Source organism: Rhizobium sp. WSM4643, from assembly GCF_025152745.1.
In the GTDB taxonomy this organism is placed as follows: Bacteria; Pseudomonadota; Alphaproteobacteria; order Rhizobiales; family Rhizobiaceae; genus Rhizobium; species Rhizobium leguminosarum_I.
Genome location: NZ_CP104040.1, coordinates 1,381,040 through 1,398,758 on the forward strand (window position 1 = coordinate 1,381,040; position 17,719 = coordinate 1,398,758).

Consider the following 17,719-nt stretch of genomic DNA (forward strand, 5'->3'; position numbering starts at 1 on the left):
CGAAACGGCTTTTTTCTCTCTCGCACTGACCATCCTTGTGCGCAACGTCGAGACATGACTTGAATTGTCGGCGCCAAACCGTTGAAATATGATGAGTCGCCGTAGGATCGAGCCGCGAGGTCGCGTAGCAGTATGACGTTGGACAAGAGCCCCGATGCCTTTCGCACCATCAGCGAAGTCGCAGACGATCTTGATCTGCCGCAGCATGTGCTGCGCTTCTGGGAGACGCGTTTTCCCCAGATAAAGCCGATGAAGCGCGGCGGCGGCCGTCGCTACTACCGGCCGGAGGATGTGGATCTCCTCAAGGGCATCCGGCATCTGCTCTATGATCACGGCTATACGATCAAGGGTGTGCAGAAGCTTCTGAAGACCAACGGCAACAAGTTTGTCATATCAGTCGGCCACGGCGATCTCGCCAGCGTCGAGGCGCTTGCGTCGGGCGTGCAGGAGGTGGGTGCCGGGGAACCGCGCGTCGGCATGGCTGATGAAGACCAGATTGTCGGCCGCGCCAAACCGCCGATCACCCGCAGGTTCTTCAACTTCGTCGCTGGAGACGACGAGCAGGAAGTCTCGATCGGCAAATCGAGCGTTGGCAAGGAAGACCGAGCGCTGCTGCAGGAGGCGCTCTACGACCTTCTGGAATGCAAGCGTCTGCTTGATCAGGTGCGTTGAACAGGAACTCAAGTTTCAGTAAGCCGCTTCATCGCCTGTTCGAGTTCGCTGAGCTGGAAGGGTTTTTGCAGCACGGGCAGCATGCTTGGGCCGCTGCCATCAGGCGGCGCGCCATATCCCGTTGCATAGAGATAGGGTTTTCCGCGTTCGTCGAGCAGCTTTGCGACCGGCAGCGAGCTCTGCCCGGCAAGCGAGACGTCGAGGATGGCAGCGTCGAACTCCGTATCCCTGGCGGTTGCAAGCGCCCGTTCCAGATCGGGCGCGCTTGCGCAGACCCGGTAACCCAAATCGGCGAGCATGTCCTCAAGCAGCATGGCAATCAGCGTGTCGTCTTCGACGATGAATATGTCTTTCATGATCCCGTCCACCCATTGCCCCCTTGCTAAAGCATGTCGCGCAAAAGTGTGCCGCGGTTTTGCGCTAACGACATGCGTAAAAACAAAGACCTAAAGCGCGAGGAGCGAATCTGAAAGATCGCGACGCGCTTTAGGCACGGAGATTTATGTGGACTGCCTGCACGGCTCGTCAAGACGTTGTGCCCGCCAGTACGAGAAACAGCATATTGCCGGTTGAAATTCGATGTGCAAAAGCTGGGATGCCGTTTTCCGCAACGGCTCCTGCATAATTCCTTAAACCGGCATCGATTCGAGGAATAAAATTATGCAGCAATTCAAAGCGTTACAGCGTCATTTGCGCGTCTGAAAAGACATGGCGGCGCCGTAAGAAGGGGTGTCGAATGGATTTGCTGAGTGCCACGGATTGGCTGCGTCACAGGCCGGGTTATACATATCCGCTGGCCATTGCCTTCGTTGGCCTGACGTTTCTTCTAAGGCTTGCCGCCAGCGACACTCTCTCCGGCTTTCCCTTCCTAAGCTTTCTTCCGGCGATATTGCTCGCCAGTTTCATAGGTGGCGTGGGGCCGGGCCTTGTCGCGGCCTTGGTTGCCGGTTTCATAGTCCAGCAGTTTTTCGTCGAGCCGCACAATGTCTTCTGGCCGGTCAGCGCCAGCCAATGGGTCGGCCTTTCCACTTATTTCATCAATGCCGCGATCATCGTCGGCCTGATGGAGATGATCATTATCGCACATGAGCGACAGAGCCGCCTTCGCAGCGAACTCAACAGCTTCAACACGCGCCTCGAAGAGACAGTGGTTCAGCGCACTGCTGAGCTCAGGCATGAGATGGAAGAGAATGCTGCCGCTCAGGCGCAGGTCCGCCAGTTGCAGAAGATGGAGACGATCGGCCAGCTGACCGGCGGCGTCGCCCATGATTTTAACAACATGCTGGCGATCATCATCGGCAACCTCGATCTCGCGCAGCGGCGCCTGAGCGGCAGCGAGGATCCCCGCCTGCCATACTCCATCCAGAATGCCAAAGACGGTGCGCAGAGGGCGGCGGTACTGACCGCGCGTCTTCTTGCTTTCTCGCGCCAGCAGCCGCTCGCCCCAGAGGTGATCGACCTCAACAAGCTGGTCGGCGGCATGTCTGAGCTCTTGCGGCGCACGCTCGGCGAGCAGATCCGGATCGAGACCGTGCTTGCCGGCGGTCTCTGGCCGAGCTTTGCCGATTTGAGCCAGCTCGAAAATGCCATCTTGAACCTTGCCGTCAACGCCCGCGATGCTATGCCGGGCGGCGGAAATCTGACGATCGAGACAGCCAATACCGAACTCGACGAGCGATATTCGCGCATGCATTCGGAGGTCGAGGCAGGCCAATATGTGATGGTCAGCATGACGGACACCGGCACCGGCATGTCGCCGGAAGTGATCGAGCGCGCCTTCGACCCGTTCTATACGACCAAGGGACCCGGCAAAGGCACCGGTCTCGGTCTCAGCCAAGTCTATGGCTACATCAAGCAGAGCGGCGGCCACATCAAGATCTATTCGGAGATCGACAGGGGCACGACGGTGAAGATCTATCTTCCCCGTCGTGTCGCCATAACGGACGCCCGGTCGGGCGCGGCCGGCGCCCAGCCGATTCCTCACGGCAGTGTCAATGATACGATCCTGGTGGTGGAGGACGATGAGCACGTCCGCACCATGACCGCCGAAAGCCTGCATGAACTCGGTTACACCGTATTGCAGGCGGCAAGCGGCATCGAGGCGCTTCTGTTGCTCGAAGAAAATCCGGCAGTCGACTTGATCTTCACTGATATCGTCATGCCGCAGATGAGCGGACGTCAGCTTGCCGATGTCGTCCAGGAGAAATGGCCGACGATCCGGATCCTTTACACGACGGGTTACACCCGTAATGCCATCGTCCACAATGGTGTGCTCGATCACGGCGTTTCCCTGCTCGCCAAGCCCTTCAGTCTGGAGCAGCTCGCCCACAAGATCCGCGAACTTCTGAATGTACCGGCGAGGGTGGGAGACGATCGGACGTGAAGCCGGAATACGGCCGCACGTCCACAATTCCCGATCGCGTTATTCCAGGACCTGGATAATGCGGTGCGTCTTCGGCTCGACAATCACGCGCCGCTCATTGACGACGGCATAGCCGTAGCCGTCGTTATTTGGCACGGTGTGCACTTCGACGGTATCGGGCAGCGTCGTGCCGACCGCGATATCGCCGTCATAGGCGACGGACGGTGTGTTTTGCTCCATCACGTAGGTGCGCACCTCGCCGGGCAATACGACGGAGCCGGTCGCGGCGGGATCGGTGACGATGACAGTGCTCTGCGCGAAGGCGGCGGAGCTGATGGTCAGTATGGCGGCCGCAGCCAGCATGGTCTTGCGCATGGGATTTACTCCTTTTTCTACCCCAGACATCAAGGCAACGCCGGCCATGCGGCATGGTTCCCCGCGAGCTCTTCGCAGCAGCGGAAGACAGATGCAATGAGAGTAATTAAGTTGTTACTAAATTAATTTGTGCGTCATACGGTTGAGCTGTCTGAACAAAGTTCGAAAAGACTCCAGCCGATGATGTTAGAGCCCGCTTGTTTACTTTTCGCTAACCATGTTGGACGTTTATTCTGAACGGACGGCCAACCGGTCGTTGATTCGACGATCCGTCGCGTTTCGGCTTGCGAATGGATCTCTAGAGAGACGATTGCGGCGGCTCGAGACATGCGCTTGCGGAAGACCATATTGCTGTTGGCCGTGGCGGGCGTGATGGCCGGCTGCACATCGACAGGCGGCGTACGCCAGCTTTCCGGGCCAGAGACGGTGGCGCCTGAAAAGGCGCTGGTCCTGCCGCCGCCGGGCGGCCCGTCGATCGTCAGCGTCATCGAGCGCAAGCGCGGCAACGGCGTCGAGCAGACGATCTCGCTGTTTACCTCATCCTCCGTGCCCGGCCAGAATTTCCTGAAGGTCCAGTTCTTAGGCGCTTCCGGAGCCAATCCCGGTGCCGGCAATGCCGGCTTCAGCATGATCAACGAGAGCGGTATCAGCCGCGAGGTGGCCCGTTCGGCGCCCGGCGTGCGGATGGCGACGTCGGCGACCTTCTTGCAGAACGCCTATGGCCCCTTCGGTTATGCCTCCGGCCGCAGCCGTGCCGGCGACACCTGCGTCTATGCCTGGCAGCAGATCCGCTCCAGCACCGCTGCCAATACCCAGGCGCGCAATTTCGGCATGATCCAGCTGCGCCTGCGCCTTTGCGATGCCAGAGCGAGCGAGCGCCAGTTGCTCGGCATCGTCTATGGCTACACCGTCACCGGCACCTTCGAGGGCGAGGTCTGGAACGCTTACGGCAATCCGCCGCCCGCCGACGCAGCACTCGGGCGCACCGGAGAGCCGATCTATCCGGACGAGGGTGGTTACCGCGCCAGCCCGATGCCGATCGGTTACGAGCCGGCGCCTGCCTTCGTCAGCCGGCCGCGGGCCGCTGCCGTTGGCAGCGCTGCGACCTCGCAACCGGCTCAAGGCGCCGCATCGGTGCCTGCACCCATCGGCCCGCGCGTGCCGCTGCCGGGCGAGGCGCCGCAGACGAGCGCAAGGCCGAATGCGGCCGCTGCGCCAATCGAACAATCGGTAAGGGCAATCGGCGTCACCGTGCCTTCGCCGGACTGCATAGGCGACGCGGCCATGACGGCCGCCTGCCGGAGATAATGAGCATGCCCGCGGGCGCCCTTTGGTGCCCCGGTTGAGCAATTTCGAAGGAACGTCGATGCGCAAAGCCCGCAGTGTCATCATATGGGCCGTGGTTTCGCTCTGCATGATCGTGCTGATCACGCTGCCGGTCAACCTGCAGACCCAGCTCATCACCAGCATCACGGTCGTGACCGTCATGGCGCTGATCAAAGTTTTCAAGGGTGAGGGGACGTGGCGCCTGGTGGGGCTCGCCTTCGGCACGTCGATCGTGCTGCGCTATGTCTACTGGCGCACCACCAATACGCTGCCGCCTCTGAATCAGTTGGAAAACTTCATTCCCGGCCTGCTGCTCTATCTGGCCGAAATGTATAGCGTCGCGATGCTGGCGCTCAGCCTGTTCATCGTCGCCACCCCGCTGCCGTCGCGCCCCTCGCGTGCCGCCAATCCCGGGCGCCTTCCTCATGTCGACGTCTTCGTGCCATCCTACAATGAGGATGCCGGTCTTCTCGGAAACACGCTGGCCGCCGCCAAGGCCATGGACTATCCGGCCGAGAAACTGCATGTCTGGCTGCTCGACGACGGCGGCACCCTGCAGAAGCGCAATTCCGGCAAGCTGCTCGAAGCCCAGGCGGCGGCTGCCCGACATATCGAGCTGAAGCAGCTCTGCGACGATCTCGATGTCCACTACCTCACGCGCGACCGTAACGAGCACGCCAAGGCGGGCAATCTCAACAACGGCATGAAACATTCGACCGGCGAACTTATCGCCGTCTTCGATGCCGACCACGCGCCGGCCCGCGATTTCCTGCTCGAGACCGTCGGTTACTTCGAAGACGATCCGAAGCTCTTCCTCGTCCAGACCCCGCACTTCTTCATCAATCCCGATCCGCTGGAGCGCAACCTTCGTACCTTCGACAAGATGCCGAGCGAGAATGAGATGTTCTACGGCATCATCCAGCGCGGCCTCGATAAATGGAACGCGGCCTTCTTTTGCGGCTCGGCTGCGGTTTTGAGCCGTAAGGCGCTCGAATCCCAGAATGGGTTTTCCGGAATCAGCATCACCGAGGATTGCGAGACGGCGCTGGCGCTCCATGGCAGCGGCTGGAACAGCATCTATGTCGACAAGCCGCTGATCGCCGGCCTGCAGCCAGCCACCTTCGCAAGCTTCATCGGCCAGCGCAGTCGCTGGGCGCAGGGCATGATGCAGATCCTGCGCTTCCGCTTTCCGCTTCTGAAGCGCGGCCTGACGATCCCGCAGCGCTTCTGCTACATGTCCTCCACGCTGTTCTGGCTCTTCCCGTTCCCGCGCACGATCTTTCTGTTTGCGCCGCTCTTTTATCTGTTCTTCGATCTGGAAATCTTCACCGCCTCGGGCGGCGAGTTCCTCGCCTATACGCTTGCCTATATGCTCGTGAATCTGATGATGCAGAACTACCTCTATGGGTCATTCCGCTGGCCCTGGATTTCCGAGCTCTACGAATATGTCCAGACCGTACATCTGCTGCCGGCTGTCGTCTCCGTCATGCTCAATCCGAGGAAGCCGACCTTCAAGGTCACCGCCAAGGACGAATCGATCGCCGTCAGCCGTCTGTCGGAGATCAGCCGCCCGTTCTTCGTCATCTTTGCGGTGCAGATCGTCGCGCTCGTCATCACCATCTACAAGATCTATGCCGAGCCCTATAAGGCCGACGTCACGCTCGTCGTCGGCGGATGGAATGTCATCAACCTGATCATGGCCGGCTGCGCGCTTGGAGTCGTATCGGAGCGCGGCGAGCGCGCCTCCTCCCGTCGCGTCCGCGTCAACCGGCGCTGCGAATTCGGCGCCAACGGCAAGTGGTACACGGCCTCGATCGAGGACGTCTCCGTGCATGGCGCGAGGCTGCACATCTTCAACAAGCATCTCGACGAGATGCTGGTCGGCGCCGTCGGCGAAATCCGCTTCCGGCCCTATAGCGGCGCGGATCTGGAAACCCTGCCGCTCATCGTCCGCAACATCGAGCCGTCGGGCGACATCAGCAATGTCGGCTGCCAATACGTGCCGAAAAGCGCGCTCGACCATCGCCTGATCGCCGATCTGATGTTTGCCAATTCCGACCAGTGGACCCAGTTTCAGGCCTCGCGCCGCCGCAATCCGGGCCTGATCCGCGGCACCATCTGGTTTCTCGGCATGGCGTTCTACCAGACGAGCCGAGGCCTCGTTTACTTCTTCCGCAGCATGCGGCCGGAGCGGGAAGCCCAGCAGCAGGCGGCAAAGGTCAACGCCGGATGAGAAGGATCGTCGTCGCCTCGCTTTTCCTGCTGAATGCCTCCGCCTTCGCCCAGGCGCAGACGGCGCCCTTCGACATGTCCGGCGAGCGGCCGCCCGGTGCGTCCGTTACCCCGAGGTTGACGCCGCCCACACAGGCCGCGCCGCCTGCGGTCATTGCGCCCGTTCCCCTCACGCCTCCAGTTCCCGTCGTACCCGCGCCTGCAACCCCGGGTGCTCCCCCTCCTGCAACCCCGGCTGCTCCCCCTCCTGTTACTTCGCCGGTTGCCACTCAGGCGCAGCCGGCGATGCCTGCGCCCCGGCCTGCCGCAGCCGCAAACAGCGTTGCGCCGCTGAATACAGGCGATGTCCGTCGCTTTGTCGTGCCCTTTTCGAAACTTGGCCTTGGCGGCGAATACGATCGCCGGTCATGGACTGTTTATCTGACACCGGAGCAGGCGAGGGCCAAGGCAAGCTTCACCTTCGCCTACCAGAATTCGATCGTCGTTGCGCCCGAGGCCTCCGCGCTGACCGTCTATCTCAACAATCGCCCGATCGGCCAGCAGCGCGTCGGCTCGCCGGATGGCTCTTCGGCCGTCACCTTCGAGGTTCCGCCCGGTTTGCTGCAGCCGGGCGCCAACCTCGTCACGTTCGAAGCCGATCAGCGGCATCGCACCGATTGCAGCATCCAATCCACTTATGAACTGTGGTCGAATATCGATCCCGCCGGAACCTATCTGAGCTTTGCCGGCAGGGACGCCGCCCAGCTATCGAGCGCCGATGCAATCCGCGCCATCGGCGTCAACGGCGCTGGCAAGACGGAGTTCGACTTCGTTGTCCCGGCACTGGAGCAGCCGGGAACCACCAAGCCGCTGCTACGGCTGGCGCAGGGCCTGTCGGTGCTGAGCAGTATGCCGAACCAGATTTTTGCCTTCAGCACCGCGTCGCTTCCGGCCGCCGGGCCTGGTAAGCTCAGCGTGCTCGTCGGCACCGCGGCAGAACTGCGGCCGCTCTTTCCCGACCTGCCACCCGGCGCCGAAAGTGCGGCACTCGCCGCTTTCGTCACCGACCCGCGCAGCGGCTCGCCGATCCTTCTGATCAGCGGCCCCTCCTGGCAGGCGGTCTCCTCGGCGATCGACACCATCGTTTCACCGACAGACCGGTCCTCGGATGTTCGCCGCGACGTGCTGACCACCGAGCGCTGGAGCGCGCCGAACGCGCCGCTGGTCTTTTCCGATACAAACATCGCCTTGTCTCAGCTCGGTGTGAAGACCACCGAATTCTCCGGCCGGCGGTTGCGGACGAGTTTCAATATCGCTGTGCCGGCCGATTTTTATGCCAATGCCTATGGCGAGGCGAAGGTGCTGCTCGACGCCGCCTATACCGATAGCGTGATGCCCGGCAGCCACATCGATATCTACGTCAACGACAACATCGCCTCCACCGTCCCGATCACCACGACATCAGGCGGCATTCTGCGTCATCTGCCGATCCGCGTGACGATGCGGCACTTCAAGCCAGGTCTCAATTCGGTGGCGATCGAAGCGATCCTGATGACCAAGGACGATGCCGTCTGCGCGCCGGGCGCGGCTACCGGCACCACCCCGCGTTTTGCCCTGTTCGATACCTCCGAGCTGCAGATTCCGGATTTCGCCCGCGTCGGTCAGCGTCCGAATCTGGCGGCAATGGCCGGCACTGCCTATCCCTATGGTCGGGTCACGGAACCGACGCCGCTCTTCATCGACCGCGTCGATGCCGATACGCTTTCGGCCGCCGCCACGCTGCTCGGCCAGATGGCGATCACCGCCGGCCATCCGATCGTCGTCGAAACCGTCGCCTCGCCGAATGCGATCGGCGATCGTGACGCAATCTTCATCGGCTCCATCTCGCAGATGCCGACAACGGCGCTGTCACAGACCAACATCTCCACGGCGAGCCAAGCCTCGTGGCGTTCGGTGGTGGATACGCAGGTGGGCGTCGTCGATACCGGTACGGCCTTCGAGGAATGGAATTCCAAGATCAGCGGCGGTGTCTTGCGCAGCCGGATCACGGCTATCCGCGAGTGGCTGTCGCGCAATTTCGATATCTCCCGCAGTTCGCTGCAATTCATCCCGGGCGCCGAGCAGATTTTCACGCCGGCCAACGCCGACACGCTGCTGGTTGCCCAGGGCTCCAGCCCCGCAGGGTCCGGCGCCTGGACCGTGGTGGCGGCGCCGTCGGCAAAGGACCTGCGCGAAGGGCTCGAGGTTTTGACCGCGCAACTGAACTGGCCGCAGATATCGGGCCACATCACTACCTATTCGAGCAAGACAGGCAAGATCGAAACCCTGCCCGTTACCCGTTTCGATTTCGTGCCGTCCACCCCCTGGTCGATCGCCAATTACCGTCTGATTGCCGCCAACTGGCTATCGACGAATATCCTCTCCTACTCCTTCCTGCTGGTCGTCTTCGTGCTGCTTATCGGGATCACCACCTCGAGCATGCTCAGAAAACTGGGCCGGTCCAAATGAGGCAGTGGCGCGCGCTCCTGATGGCGGCAACGGTCGCGCTTGCCCCGGCAGGCCCGCCCGCTGTTGCGCAGCAAGCGATGATCAATGCCGGCGCATGGTCGGCCTACAAGGCGAAGTTTCTCGATGCGACCGGCCGCATCATCGATAACGGCAACGGCAATATCAGCCACAGCGAAGGGCAGGGCTATGGCATGCTGCTCGCCTATCTCTCAGCCAGCCCCGCCGATTTCGAACAGATCTGGTATTTTACCCGCACGGAGCTGCTGCTGCGCGACGATGGCCTGGCCGTGTGGAAATGGGATCCGAACGGCAAGCCGCACGTCACCGACGCTAACAACGCCTCGGACGGCGACATGCTGATCGCCTATGCGCTGGCGCTTGCCGGCACGGCGTGGAAACGCAACGACTATATCCTCGCCGCCTCCCGAATGGCGCAGGCGTTGCTTGCCGAAACCGTCGTGCACTCGGCCGGCCACACACTCCTGTTGCCGGGGAGCCAGGGTTTCGCCGCTACCGACCGTGAGGATGGCCCCGTCGTCAACCCGTCCTACTGGATTTACGAGGCGATCCCGGTGATGGCGGTGCTCGCTCCGTCGGACGCCTGGCAAAAACTGTCGGATGGTGGCCTAACGCTGTTGAAGACGATGCAGTTCGGCCCGCGCAAACTTCCCGCCGAATGGGTGAGTCTCAGCGGTCAGCCGCAGCCGGCGCAGGGTTTCGACGCCGAATTTGGCTATAACGCCATCCGCATCCCGCTCTATCTTGTTCGTGGCGGCGTCACCGACAAGGCGCTGTTGACCCGTCTGCAGCAGGGGATGTCGCAAGACGGCGTTCCCGCCACCATCGATCTGACCACCGGCCGGACGAAGACCGTGTTGCCGGACCCAGGTTATCGAATTGTTAATGATGTTGTGGCCTGTGTGGTCGATGGGACCAAGTTGCCGGTCTCGGCCCTGCAATTTGCGCCCGCACTCTATTATCCGTCCACGCTTCAACTGCTGGGGCTGGCCTATATTGGGGAGAAGCATCCGGAGTGTCTGTGAAGTCTTCTCTCGTGGCGGTTTCAGCGGCAGTCGTGGTGGCAACCCTCGTCACCGGATTGAAAGATCGTGTCGCTCTGCAGGAAAAGTTCGGCCTTGAGTCTGCCGGCAAGCCGGCACCGGAGCTGATGATGATGGGCCGCATCAAGCCGACTGATGCTTCCGCCGGCAATCCTGAATTCAATGCGCAGCTGGTGGCCGACAAGATCGAGGCGATCACATCTCCGTCGCCGCCAGCACCGGACGTGCGCGAGCCGGATGCCGCAGCACCGCAACCGGCGGCACCGCCCGCGACACCTCAGACGGTCGCCCAGCCGGCGCCGGTCACGCCGCCCATCGTTTCCGCGCCGCCAGCACCGCAACAGGCGGCCGCGCCTGCGCAGCCTGCCGTCGATGAAAGTGCGCTTCGTTATTTCGCCAGCCGCGGCGACAAGGTGCGCCTGCAGGCCGAAATCTCCCGCCTTCAGGCGCTCTACCCAAACTGGGTTCCGCCGGCCGATCCGCTCGCCGTGCCGCAGAATGGCGACAAAAGGCTTGAGGCCATGTGGCAGCTCTATTCCGATGGCCGCTATGCGGAGTTGCGCAAGGCCGTCGCCGACCGCCAGGCAGCCGATGCCGGATGGCAGCCGCCGGCCGATCTGCTCGACCGGCTCGACGTCGCCGAGGCCCGTGCCCGTCTCGTCAATGCCTCGGACCTCAAGCAACATGCGACGGTCGTCGATATCGCTGCTGCAACACCGAGCCTGCTCACCTGTAGCGAGATCGATGTCCTCTGGCGTGTCGCCGAAGCCTTCATCCGGACGGAGAGGGTGCAGCGCGGCCAGGATGCCTACGCTTATATCCTGAAGAACTGCACCAATCCCGCCGAGCGGCAGGCGACGGTCGAAAAAGCCTCGACGCTGCTTGGCTACCAGCCGATGCAGGCATTGCTCACGCTGGAGAGGCCTGCTGCCGACGGCAGCAAGGAATTCGATGCGATCCGCGGCAATCTCACCCGACGCTTCGTGGCCGAGGGCAATGACGATCTGAAGCTTGTTATCGCACCCGACTACATCGCCCGTCTCGAAAAACTCGCCGAGACCGAGGGGCTCGCCTCCGACGCGCTGCTGCTCGGCTGGTATCAGCTTCGCCGCAACAACGATGCCGATGCCGAGAAGTGGTTCCGCGCTGCCCGAGCCAAGCAAGATTCGGCGGCCGCTTCGCAGGGGCTGGCGCTGGCGCTGATTGCCCGCAAGGCGCCTGAGGAAGCCGAGGACGTGATGTTCCGCTGGCGCGCCGATTCCGAGGATGCGACATCAACCTATCTCGCCGCCACCGCCAACCTGATGGCGTTACAGCCGCCGGCCGATCTGGCCGAAGACGTGCTGCACCGCATCGCCACCGAGGTCATCGCCCGGAAATATGTGCCGACGGCGCAGCAGTTCGGCTGGTATGCCCGCTCCCTCAACCAGTTCCAGACCGCCGCGCGTTGGTTCGAGACGGCGCTTGCCTGGAAACCTGATGACGAACCGTCCGCCTATGGCCTTGTCGTCACCCGCGAGCAACTGAGCGACCGCAAGGGCGTGCTCGACCTTCAGCGCGCCTGGGCCGGCCGGTCGAGCCGGATCACCAATCTCGAAGACACGTCCTCCCTAATGCCGAATGCCGTCACGCCGCCGCCGGAGAAGGGCGGGCTTGCCGCACAGCAACCGGCGCAGCCGACGCAGCGTCCCCCGACCGAGCCGCTTCCGGCCGATCGCCGCATCACCCTGCAGCCGGGGTCGGAAGTGGTCGTTCGCGCGGCGAGGCCGGCGATGGAGACGGTGACCGTCCCGCGCGGTCCGCGCCAGACGCGCGGCTGCTCGACGACAATCGATGCGGCGCAGCTTGAGCCGGCCGATGCGCTGTCGCGCGGCTGGTGCCTGATGGATATCAACCGGCCGATGGAGGCAATCTCGGCGTTCGAGGCGGCATTGCAGAGCCCCGCGCGCAAGGTCCGCGAAGACGCAGCCTACGGCCAGAGCCTTGCCTATCTCCGCGCCGGCCTTTCCACCAATGCCGCCGTCGCGGCCAGCAAGGCGCCGCAGAACCGGCAGCGCGCCGCCGAACTCCAGGTGGCGATCCTCGCCGACCGTGCGCTTTCAGCCTTCGACGCCGGGCGTTACCGCGAAACCCTCATCTATCTCGATCAGCGCGCCCAGCTGCAGCAGGAACGCATCGACCTGATGGTTCTGCGCGGCTACTGCTACCTCAATCTCAAAATGTACGGCGATGCGACCCGCATCTTTGAGGCCGCTGCGGCGACCGGCAGCCGCGATGCTGCCCGCGGTCTTGCAGACGTTAGAAATGTCACGCATCCCGACGTCAACGACTGACGTTGACGCCGCCGCCGCTCTCCGCTACTCGCCTGCGCAGGGGCGCGCCTTGGCCTCATGCCCAAAGGAAACATCCGTGTCCGCTCTCCATAACATCCTCGACAGGTCCTATGACGCCTTCCTTTTCGACATGGACGGAACGCTGCTGAATTCCATCGCCGTCGTCGAACGCGTCTGGAGCGAATGGGCAAGACGCCACGGCTTCGAGCCGGAGGTCTTCCTGAAGACGATCCATGGCATCCGCGCCTCCGACGTGATCCGCGGGCTCGGCCTGCCCGGCGTCGATCCCGCCCATGAGGCGGATCTGCTGCTCGTCGAGGAGATGGAGGATGTCTCCGGCATCGTCGAGATCCCCGGCGCCGTCCGCTTCCTCTCCGCCATTGCTGAGGGCAGATGGGCAATCGTCACTTCGGCGCCAATCGAGCTCGCCAGGCGCCGCATGGCCGCCGCCGGCATCCCGATGCCGAGGGTCATCGTCAGCGGCCAGGAGGTCAAATCAGGCAAGCCCAGCCCCGAAGGTTATCTGCTCGGCGCAAGCCGCCTCGGCGTCGATCCGAAAAAATGCCTGGTCTTCGAAGATGCCGTCGCCGGCATTCTCGCCGGCGAAGCCGCCGGCGCCGATGTTACCGTCATCACCGAAACCCATGCCACGCCCTTCGAAACACCACATTTTTCGATCGTCAACTACCAGACATGGCAGCCCCGCCAGACCGCCGAAGGCCAGTTGGCGCTGGCTGCGATCTGACCATTCGGGCAAACCGCTGCCTTTTTGTTGGAGGCAAGATTTTTCCGCTCGCCTTGCACGCGCTGAAAAACTAAAGCGCAGCCCAGTAGCGCACTTGACTGGGGGAACGACACCCTTAGTCCCGGCTCTTCTTTCTTTCGAGGCTGACAGAGAGCCAGCCATTGAACTGTGATATCTCGACTTTATTGCGGGTTTCAGGTGCAGTCTGTGAAAAGACGTAACGCAGCTGGGCTGCAAGCGGTCGACGGTCCCAATTTGGGGGCCGGAGGACGGCCAAGAATGGGCGCTGAAGCTGAAAAGGGGCCTGCCCGGCGGCTGAATGTTGGACCGCCGGGCCGGGTCCTGCTACTTGACGACATTCACATTTATGATGGTCTCGTCGACCCTCCCATTTCCGGAGGGAGATCTGACAACGACTTTGTCGCTGCCGATGTAGCCTGGTTCCGAAATATAGTAACCAACCTCGCCTTGCACCTTGACCGTTCGGCATTTCGCAAGCTCTCCCTTTTCGTAGGGAAAGACCGGCTCGCGGACGAGCTGGAAACGCCCGTGCTTGGGTTGTTCGATGACGTGAGTAGGCAGATAATCGACAAAGCTGCAGTCTTTGTTGACATGCCAGGTCTGGCCCAACTTCGTCTTCTCACCGGTGAGCACCGTTTTGGATACGGACTTCTGCCGAAAGCTGTCGGAGGTTGTGGTGCAGCCACAAAGTGCAATCATCGCCCCTGCAATTAAATAGGAAAAAATACTTTTCACTTTATACCTCAATTTTTGCGTGAAGAAACATTGAATTTCTCGGGAAGTCAAGCAGAGTACAGGCTCTGAATTGAACCTTGTTTCGCTTCCAGGAACTATTGGGACGAAGGCAATGCTATAAATGCGGAACACCGCTCAACGGTCTCCCGGGGCGGTCCGACGCTGCTTATGGTGTCGCCATTCCCCATTTTGACGGAGAGGAAGCCGAAAGTATGCAGCAGCTCAGTCAAAAACAAGAGGTGGCGTATGCGGCAGTGCAGGAATATGCCGCGCAGATGGAGATTACGACCCGCGTGCTGCAGAAGTGCGCGCGTTAACGGTAAGCTGCGTCATGCTCCCACAAGGGACTGCGGGAGGCGAAGGATGAGGCCGTGCTCAGCGAGCGAGCATATCGTTGTTCTCTAGCATCCTGACTAGCTCTTGTTGGAATTCGTCTTGATTCATTCGTGCCACTAGAAGACGGAGACCTGTTGCTGACGTGCGCCGCCCAGAGAACGCAGCGGCAACATCGCGTGGGGCTTCGGTGGGACTCTTTGCACCGAACCGTGCATAACTGCCCCTTCCGTTCCATTTTTATTCTCGCGACCCTCATTTTCCCCTTGCGCTCTCAAAGCCGATTTCATAAAGCAATCAAGCCGTTTCGGCAGGTCGGGGCGTAGCGCAGCCCGGTAGCGCACTTGACTGGGGGTCAAGGGGTCGCTGGTTCGAGTCCAGTCGCCCCGACCATTTATCCCCTTGAAGTCCCAGTCAGAATGTCACTTTCTTCGTCCCGCTGGCGGCGGAAAACGGAACGAGACATCGGCGGAAATGCTGAAACGGGAACTGAGAGTCCCGAACGAAAATGTCATTTGTTCATGTTGCGGGCGAGGCTATAGCGCCGCCATTGCAAAGAACGGTGAGCCTTCGACCGCCTTCAGTGCGGTTTCTGAGCGATCGCGATCATCGATTTCGCCAGCAGTGGAATTCTCCCGACATATTCGAAGTCGACGTCTTCGAAGCCTGTTTCAACCAGGAGCGTGCTGAGCGTTCCGGGAGACCAGAATTTGATATGGCCATGGTCCTTCAGAGGCATAAAATGGTCGTCCATCTTTCCGCTCACGGCCAGAGCCAGATTTTTCCAGTAGCCGTGGAAAGGCGTCGATACGACCGCGATGCCGCCGGGCTTCACCAGATCGTAAATGGTCGTCGAGAAGGCCTTGGGATCATAGATATGTTCCACCACTTCAAGACTGATCACCGCGTCGAAGGTCCCATACCGGCTGGAAAGATCCTCGTAGCCGGAACCGATTTCCAGCGGAAGATCGGGGTGGGCCGTTCTCGCTTTCGCGATGCCGTCCTTCGACGGATCGACACCGACGACGTCATAGCCTTTTTCTGCAAGCACAGCTGCAGCACCGCCGGTGCCGCAACCGAGGTCGAAGACAGCCGTTTCATTTGCCTCCTGGAAACTGTTCTCGAGAACATCGACAACGGCCGGCAAAATATAGGAATGGGCAGTCGCCGGCTTGGCGTGTACATAGGTAGTAGCGTCTAGTTCGATAGACATTTTACCTCCTGAAAAGCTGAAGAAGTGAGCTGCCAATGGTACGGCGGACTTTGACCGGAGTGTGGTGCCGTTGTGGTATTAAGGTGATTAAGGCCGAAGGTATTCGCGGGAGGCCAGCCGCCGATTGGCTGTATCGACCATGCGAGACATCCTCCAGTGTGCCCAACGCTCGCCCTGGAGAAGATCCCGAAGCTGATTGACAGGGTGCCGAGAAGATGCTGAAAACGGGCCGCGTCCGGGTCTACCGTATTCTCGTCAGTCAATGGGCCGCTGCATCGGCTCCGGGCGCTTCGACCATTTAAACTAAATAAAGCGATGAAATACCCTTTGAAGGTGCGTCGCAAATAAATCCTTTAGTTCTTTTTGGTGCTCCCTTAGTTGGGATAGACGGTATTTGTCGATTTTTGTTAAGGTTATACAAAGATTAGAAGTGAATAAACTAATTTTGAATTGAAACAAATCCGAAACCTCTTCGCATTCTCGCGAACTTGTGTAGATTAACATTATCCCTGTCACAGATAGCCTAGTGCGAGCGCATGGCGGATATGAAGCACAATCTAACTTGCAGACAGAGTCTCGCCAACGCGTTCCAGGCTCTGTCGGACGAGGCCGTCAAAGCCGGCTGGTCGGAGGGCGATGTCGCCCTCGCCCTCGCGCTCGCCGAACTCGCCGAGGAGCGGGTGATCGAAGTGACCGCCAAGGTGATCATGGAAGGTTTCATCCATCCCCAGCGCATCGCCGCCGGCGGTCGTAACGGCTAACCGATCTTAAACCAGCAATCCTGCGGTTTTCGCTGCCGTGACGAAGGAAGCCTGCGCTGCACGCGGGCTGCGCAGTCCGTCGAGCGCATCCAGGCAGTGCTGGCGCGCAATGCGATAGTCGCGCCCACGCTTGCTCGGCCACCTTTTCAGATATTCGACTGCCTCCCAGACAGTCGAAACGATCAGGCTGCTGTTTGGAGAAAGGACCCGGACGGGGGAGGGAAAGCGTTTTTCACTCACGTCTGCACTCACTGATTCCTGCCACAAAACGCGCTCACAACGCGCAGGACAAAATTTTGTTCCATAATTTTGTCCCGCTGAAATTTGCGCGGTTGCTAAAGTTCAGGCCCTCGCGCATAATGGCTTTATGACGGTTGCGGAGGGCGGCCGGCGATGCAAGCGTGGATGCGTTTGCCCTCGGAGGATATGCGGCGTGATGTTACGATCATCAATTCATCCGCATGATTTACCGCTATTTTCGGAAGATCTCGATCTGCTTTCGCAGGTGCTCGACAAGGTCTGCGACGAACGCGGCCTCGTCAAAACGACGCCGGAGGCCGAGCGGATCGGTGCGGTCATCATTCAGCTCTACAGGCAGGGCGTGAAGGATGGCGGCAAACTCGCGGATCTTGCAAAAACTTATCTTTGACGATTAGTTCTGCTCGATCGAGACACCGTTCTTGCCGATGACCCCCGATATATTATGGGACAGCGAAACGCCCGGGCGCCCGATTAGCTCCGTCAATCGTCGTTGGCGGCGTTGAGGTTTTCGGGCCGGATGCCGTCATCGCTGAAGGTGCGGGCGCGTAAGCGGATGCCGGGTCCGCCTTCATCCTGATTACCGCTCGACAGGAAGATGATGCCGTTGGCCTCGAGCGTGCTGCGCACATCGAACAGCGCATGTGGCTCGCCGGCGAATTCGCCGTTTTCCAGCGCTCTCACAGTCTCGACCGGCAGGCCGCTGGCGGCCGCGAGCTCTTCGATGCTCATTCCGATCATGGCGCGCGCGCCGCGTATCTGCGTTGCTGTTATCATGATGGAAATCTAGCGCATTTCCAGCACT

The 17,719-nt window shown here is 60.9% G+C and carries 16 protein-coding genes and 1 tRNA gene; 11 read left to right on the plus strand and 6 right to left on the minus strand.

Going from position 1 to position 17,719, the window contains the following annotated elements; translation table 11 throughout:
- Positions 1 to 132: 132 nt before the first annotated feature.
- A complete protein-coding gene (locus N1937_RS07065; RefSeq protein ID WP_017963795.1) occupies positions 133 to 672 on the plus strand; it encodes a MerR family transcriptional regulator in 540 nt (179 codons plus the stop codon).
- Positions 673 to 680: 8 nt separating this feature from the next.
- On the opposite strand, the gene N1937_RS07070 is transcribed toward N1937_RS07065, so the two are convergent.
- Positions 681 to 1,028: a response regulator gene (locus tag N1937_RS07070; RefSeq protein ID WP_170256774.1), complete on the minus strand. Its 348-nt coding sequence runs from the start codon at positions 1,026 to 1,028 to the stop codon at positions 681 to 683.
- Between the two features lie 380 nt (positions 1,029 to 1,408).
- On the opposite strand from N1937_RS07070, the gene N1937_RS07075 reads away from it, so the two are divergent.
- A complete protein-coding gene (locus N1937_RS07075) occupies positions 1,409 to 3,055 on the plus strand; it encodes an ATP-binding protein (protein WP_260058071.1) in 1,647 nt (548 codons plus the stop codon).
- Between the two features lie 39 nt (positions 3,056 to 3,094).
- On the opposite strand, the gene N1937_RS07080 is transcribed toward N1937_RS07075, so the two are convergent.
- Positions 3,095 to 3,409 (minus strand): DUF1236 domain-containing protein, encoded by a 315-nt coding sequence (locus tag N1937_RS07080; protein WP_222384738.1) that lies wholly within the window; start codon positions 3,407 to 3,409, stop codon positions 3,095 to 3,097.
- A gap of 327 nt (positions 3,410 to 3,736) precedes the next feature.
- Between N1937_RS07080 and bcsN the strand changes: the two genes are divergently transcribed.
- The 6 genes from bcsN to N1937_RS07110 all read left to right on the plus strand — a co-directional run bounded on the left by bcsN (position 3,737) and on the right by N1937_RS07110 (position 13,593).
- Positions 3,737 to 4,717, plus strand: a complete 981-nt coding sequence (gene bcsN, locus N1937_RS07085) for a cellulose biosynthesis protein BcsN (RefSeq protein WP_260058073.1) — start codon at positions 3,737 to 3,739, stop codon at positions 4,715 to 4,717.
- 58 nt (positions 4,718 to 4,775) lie between these two features.
- Positions 4,776 to 6,968, plus strand: a complete 2,193-nt coding sequence (gene bcsA / locus N1937_RS07090) for a UDP-forming cellulose synthase catalytic subunit (RefSeq protein WP_260058074.1) — start codon at positions 4,776 to 4,778, stop codon at positions 6,966 to 6,968.
- On the plus strand, positions 6,965 to 9,454 hold the full coding sequence (locus tag N1937_RS07095) for a cellulose biosynthesis cyclic di-GMP-binding regulatory protein BcsB (RefSeq protein WP_260058075.1): 2,490 nt from the start codon (positions 6,965 to 6,967) through the stop codon (positions 9,452 to 9,454). The genes bcsA and N1937_RS07095 overlap by 4 nt, the downstream gene beginning before the upstream one ends.
- Positions 9,451 to 10,497, plus strand: coding sequence for a glycosyl hydrolase family 8 (locus N1937_RS07100; RefSeq protein ID WP_170280102.1), 1,047 nt, complete (start codon positions 9,451 to 9,453; stop codon positions 10,495 to 10,497). The genes N1937_RS07095 and N1937_RS07100 overlap by 4 nt, the downstream gene beginning before the upstream one ends.
- The gene (locus tag N1937_RS07105) at positions 10,494 to 12,848 is read left to right on the plus strand and encodes a cellulose synthase (protein ID WP_260058077.1); all 2,355 of its coding nucleotides are present in this window, start codon (positions 10,494 to 10,496) and stop codon (positions 12,846 to 12,848) included. The genes N1937_RS07100 and N1937_RS07105 overlap by 4 nt, the downstream gene beginning before the upstream one ends.
- 76 nt (positions 12,849 to 12,924) lie before the next feature.
- Positions 12,925 to 13,593, plus strand: a complete 669-nt coding sequence (locus tag N1937_RS07110; RefSeq protein ID WP_162117208.1) for an HAD family hydrolase — start codon at positions 12,925 to 12,927, stop codon at positions 13,591 to 13,593.
- A 345-nt stretch (positions 13,594 to 13,938) separates the two neighbouring features.
- Here N1937_RS07110 and N1937_RS07115 read toward each other — a convergent pair whose 3' ends face one another.
- Entirely contained in the window at positions 13,939 to 14,349 is a 411-nt protein-coding gene (locus N1937_RS07115; RefSeq protein ID WP_162117209.1) for a hypothetical protein, read from the minus strand.
- 649 nt (positions 14,350 to 14,998) lie between these two features.
- On the opposite strand from N1937_RS07115, the gene N1937_RS07120 reads away from it, so the two are divergent.
- Positions 14,999 to 15,075, plus strand: a tRNA-Pro gene (locus tag N1937_RS07120).
- Between the two features lie 187 nt (positions 15,076 to 15,262).
- Here N1937_RS07120 and N1937_RS07125 read toward each other — a convergent pair.
- Complete coding sequence (locus N1937_RS07125) at positions 15,263 to 15,895, minus strand: class I SAM-dependent methyltransferase (protein WP_260058078.1); 633 nt, start codon at positions 15,893 to 15,895, stop codon at positions 15,263 to 15,265.
- 536 nt (positions 15,896 to 16,431) lie between these two features.
- Between N1937_RS07125 and N1937_RS07130 the strand changes: the two genes are divergently transcribed.
- Complete coding sequence (locus N1937_RS07130) at positions 16,432 to 16,656, plus strand: hypothetical protein (protein ID WP_260058079.1); 225 nt, start codon at positions 16,432 to 16,434, stop codon at positions 16,654 to 16,656.
- A 6-nt stretch (positions 16,657 to 16,662) separates the two neighbouring features.
- On the opposite strand, the gene N1937_RS07135 is transcribed toward N1937_RS07130, so the two are convergent.
- On the minus strand, positions 16,663 to 16,896 hold the full coding sequence (locus N1937_RS07135; RefSeq protein ID WP_026154105.1) for a DUF982 domain-containing protein: 234 nt from the start codon (positions 16,894 to 16,896) through the stop codon (positions 16,663 to 16,665).
- Positions 16,897 to 17,092: 196 nt separating this feature from the next.
- On the opposite strand from N1937_RS07135, the gene N1937_RS07140 reads away from it, so the two are divergent.
- A complete protein-coding gene (locus N1937_RS07140; RefSeq protein ID WP_003558379.1) occupies positions 17,093 to 17,305 on the plus strand; it encodes a hypothetical protein in 213 nt (70 codons plus the stop codon).
- A 92-nt stretch (positions 17,306 to 17,397) separates the two neighbouring features.
- Here the strand turns inward: N1937_RS07140 and N1937_RS07145 are convergent, their stop codons facing one another.
- Complete coding sequence (locus N1937_RS07145) at positions 17,398 to 17,691, minus strand: helix-turn-helix domain-containing protein (protein ID WP_017963809.1); 294 nt, start codon at positions 17,689 to 17,691, stop codon at positions 17,398 to 17,400.
- Between the last annotated feature and the right edge of the window lie 28 nt (positions 17,692 to 17,719).

What these genes read in the sequence shown, in the direction of transcription:
- N1937_RS07065 (WP_017963795.1), top strand. Translation starts at nt 133, where the DNA reads ATGACGTTGGACAAGAGCCCCGATGCCTTTCGCACCATCAGCGAAGTC.
- N1937_RS07070 (WP_170256774.1), bottom strand. Translation starts at nt 1,028, where the DNA reads ATGAAAGACATATTCATCGTCGAAGACGACACGCTGATTGCCATGCTG.
- N1937_RS07075 (WP_260058071.1), top strand. Translation starts at nt 1,409, where the DNA reads ATGGATTTGCTGAGTGCCACGGATTGGCTGCGTCACAGGCCGGGTTAT.
- N1937_RS07080 (WP_222384738.1), bottom strand. Translation starts at nt 3,409, where the DNA reads ATGCGCAAGACCATGCTGGCTGCGGCCGCCATACTGACCATCAGCTCC.
- bcsN (WP_260058073.1), top strand. Translation starts at nt 3,737, where the DNA reads ATGCGCTTGCGGAAGACCATATTGCTGTTGGCCGTGGCGGGCGTGATG.
- bcsA (WP_260058074.1), top strand. Translation starts at nt 4,776, where the DNA reads ATGCGCAAAGCCCGCAGTGTCATCATATGGGCCGTGGTTTCGCTCTGC.
- N1937_RS07095 (WP_260058075.1), top strand. Translation starts at nt 6,965, where the DNA reads ATGAGAAGGATCGTCGTCGCCTCGCTTTTCCTGCTGAATGCCTCCGCC.
- N1937_RS07100 (WP_170280102.1), top strand. Translation starts at nt 9,451, where the DNA reads ATGAGGCAGTGGCGCGCGCTCCTGATGGCGGCAACGGTCGCGCTTGCC.
- N1937_RS07125 (WP_260058078.1), bottom strand. Translation starts at nt 15,895, where the DNA reads ATGTCTATCGAACTAGACGCTACTACCTATGTACACGCCAAGCCGGCG.
- N1937_RS07130 (WP_260058079.1), top strand. Translation starts at nt 16,432, where the DNA reads ATGGCGGATATGAAGCACAATCTAACTTGCAGACAGAGTCTCGCCAAC.
- N1937_RS07140 (WP_003558379.1), top strand. Translation starts at nt 17,093, where the DNA reads ATGTTACGATCATCAATTCATCCGCATGATTTACCGCTATTTTCGGAA.
- N1937_RS07145 (WP_017963809.1), bottom strand. Translation starts at nt 17,691, where the DNA reads ATGATAACAGCAACGCAGATACGCGGCGCGCGCGCCATGATCGGAATG.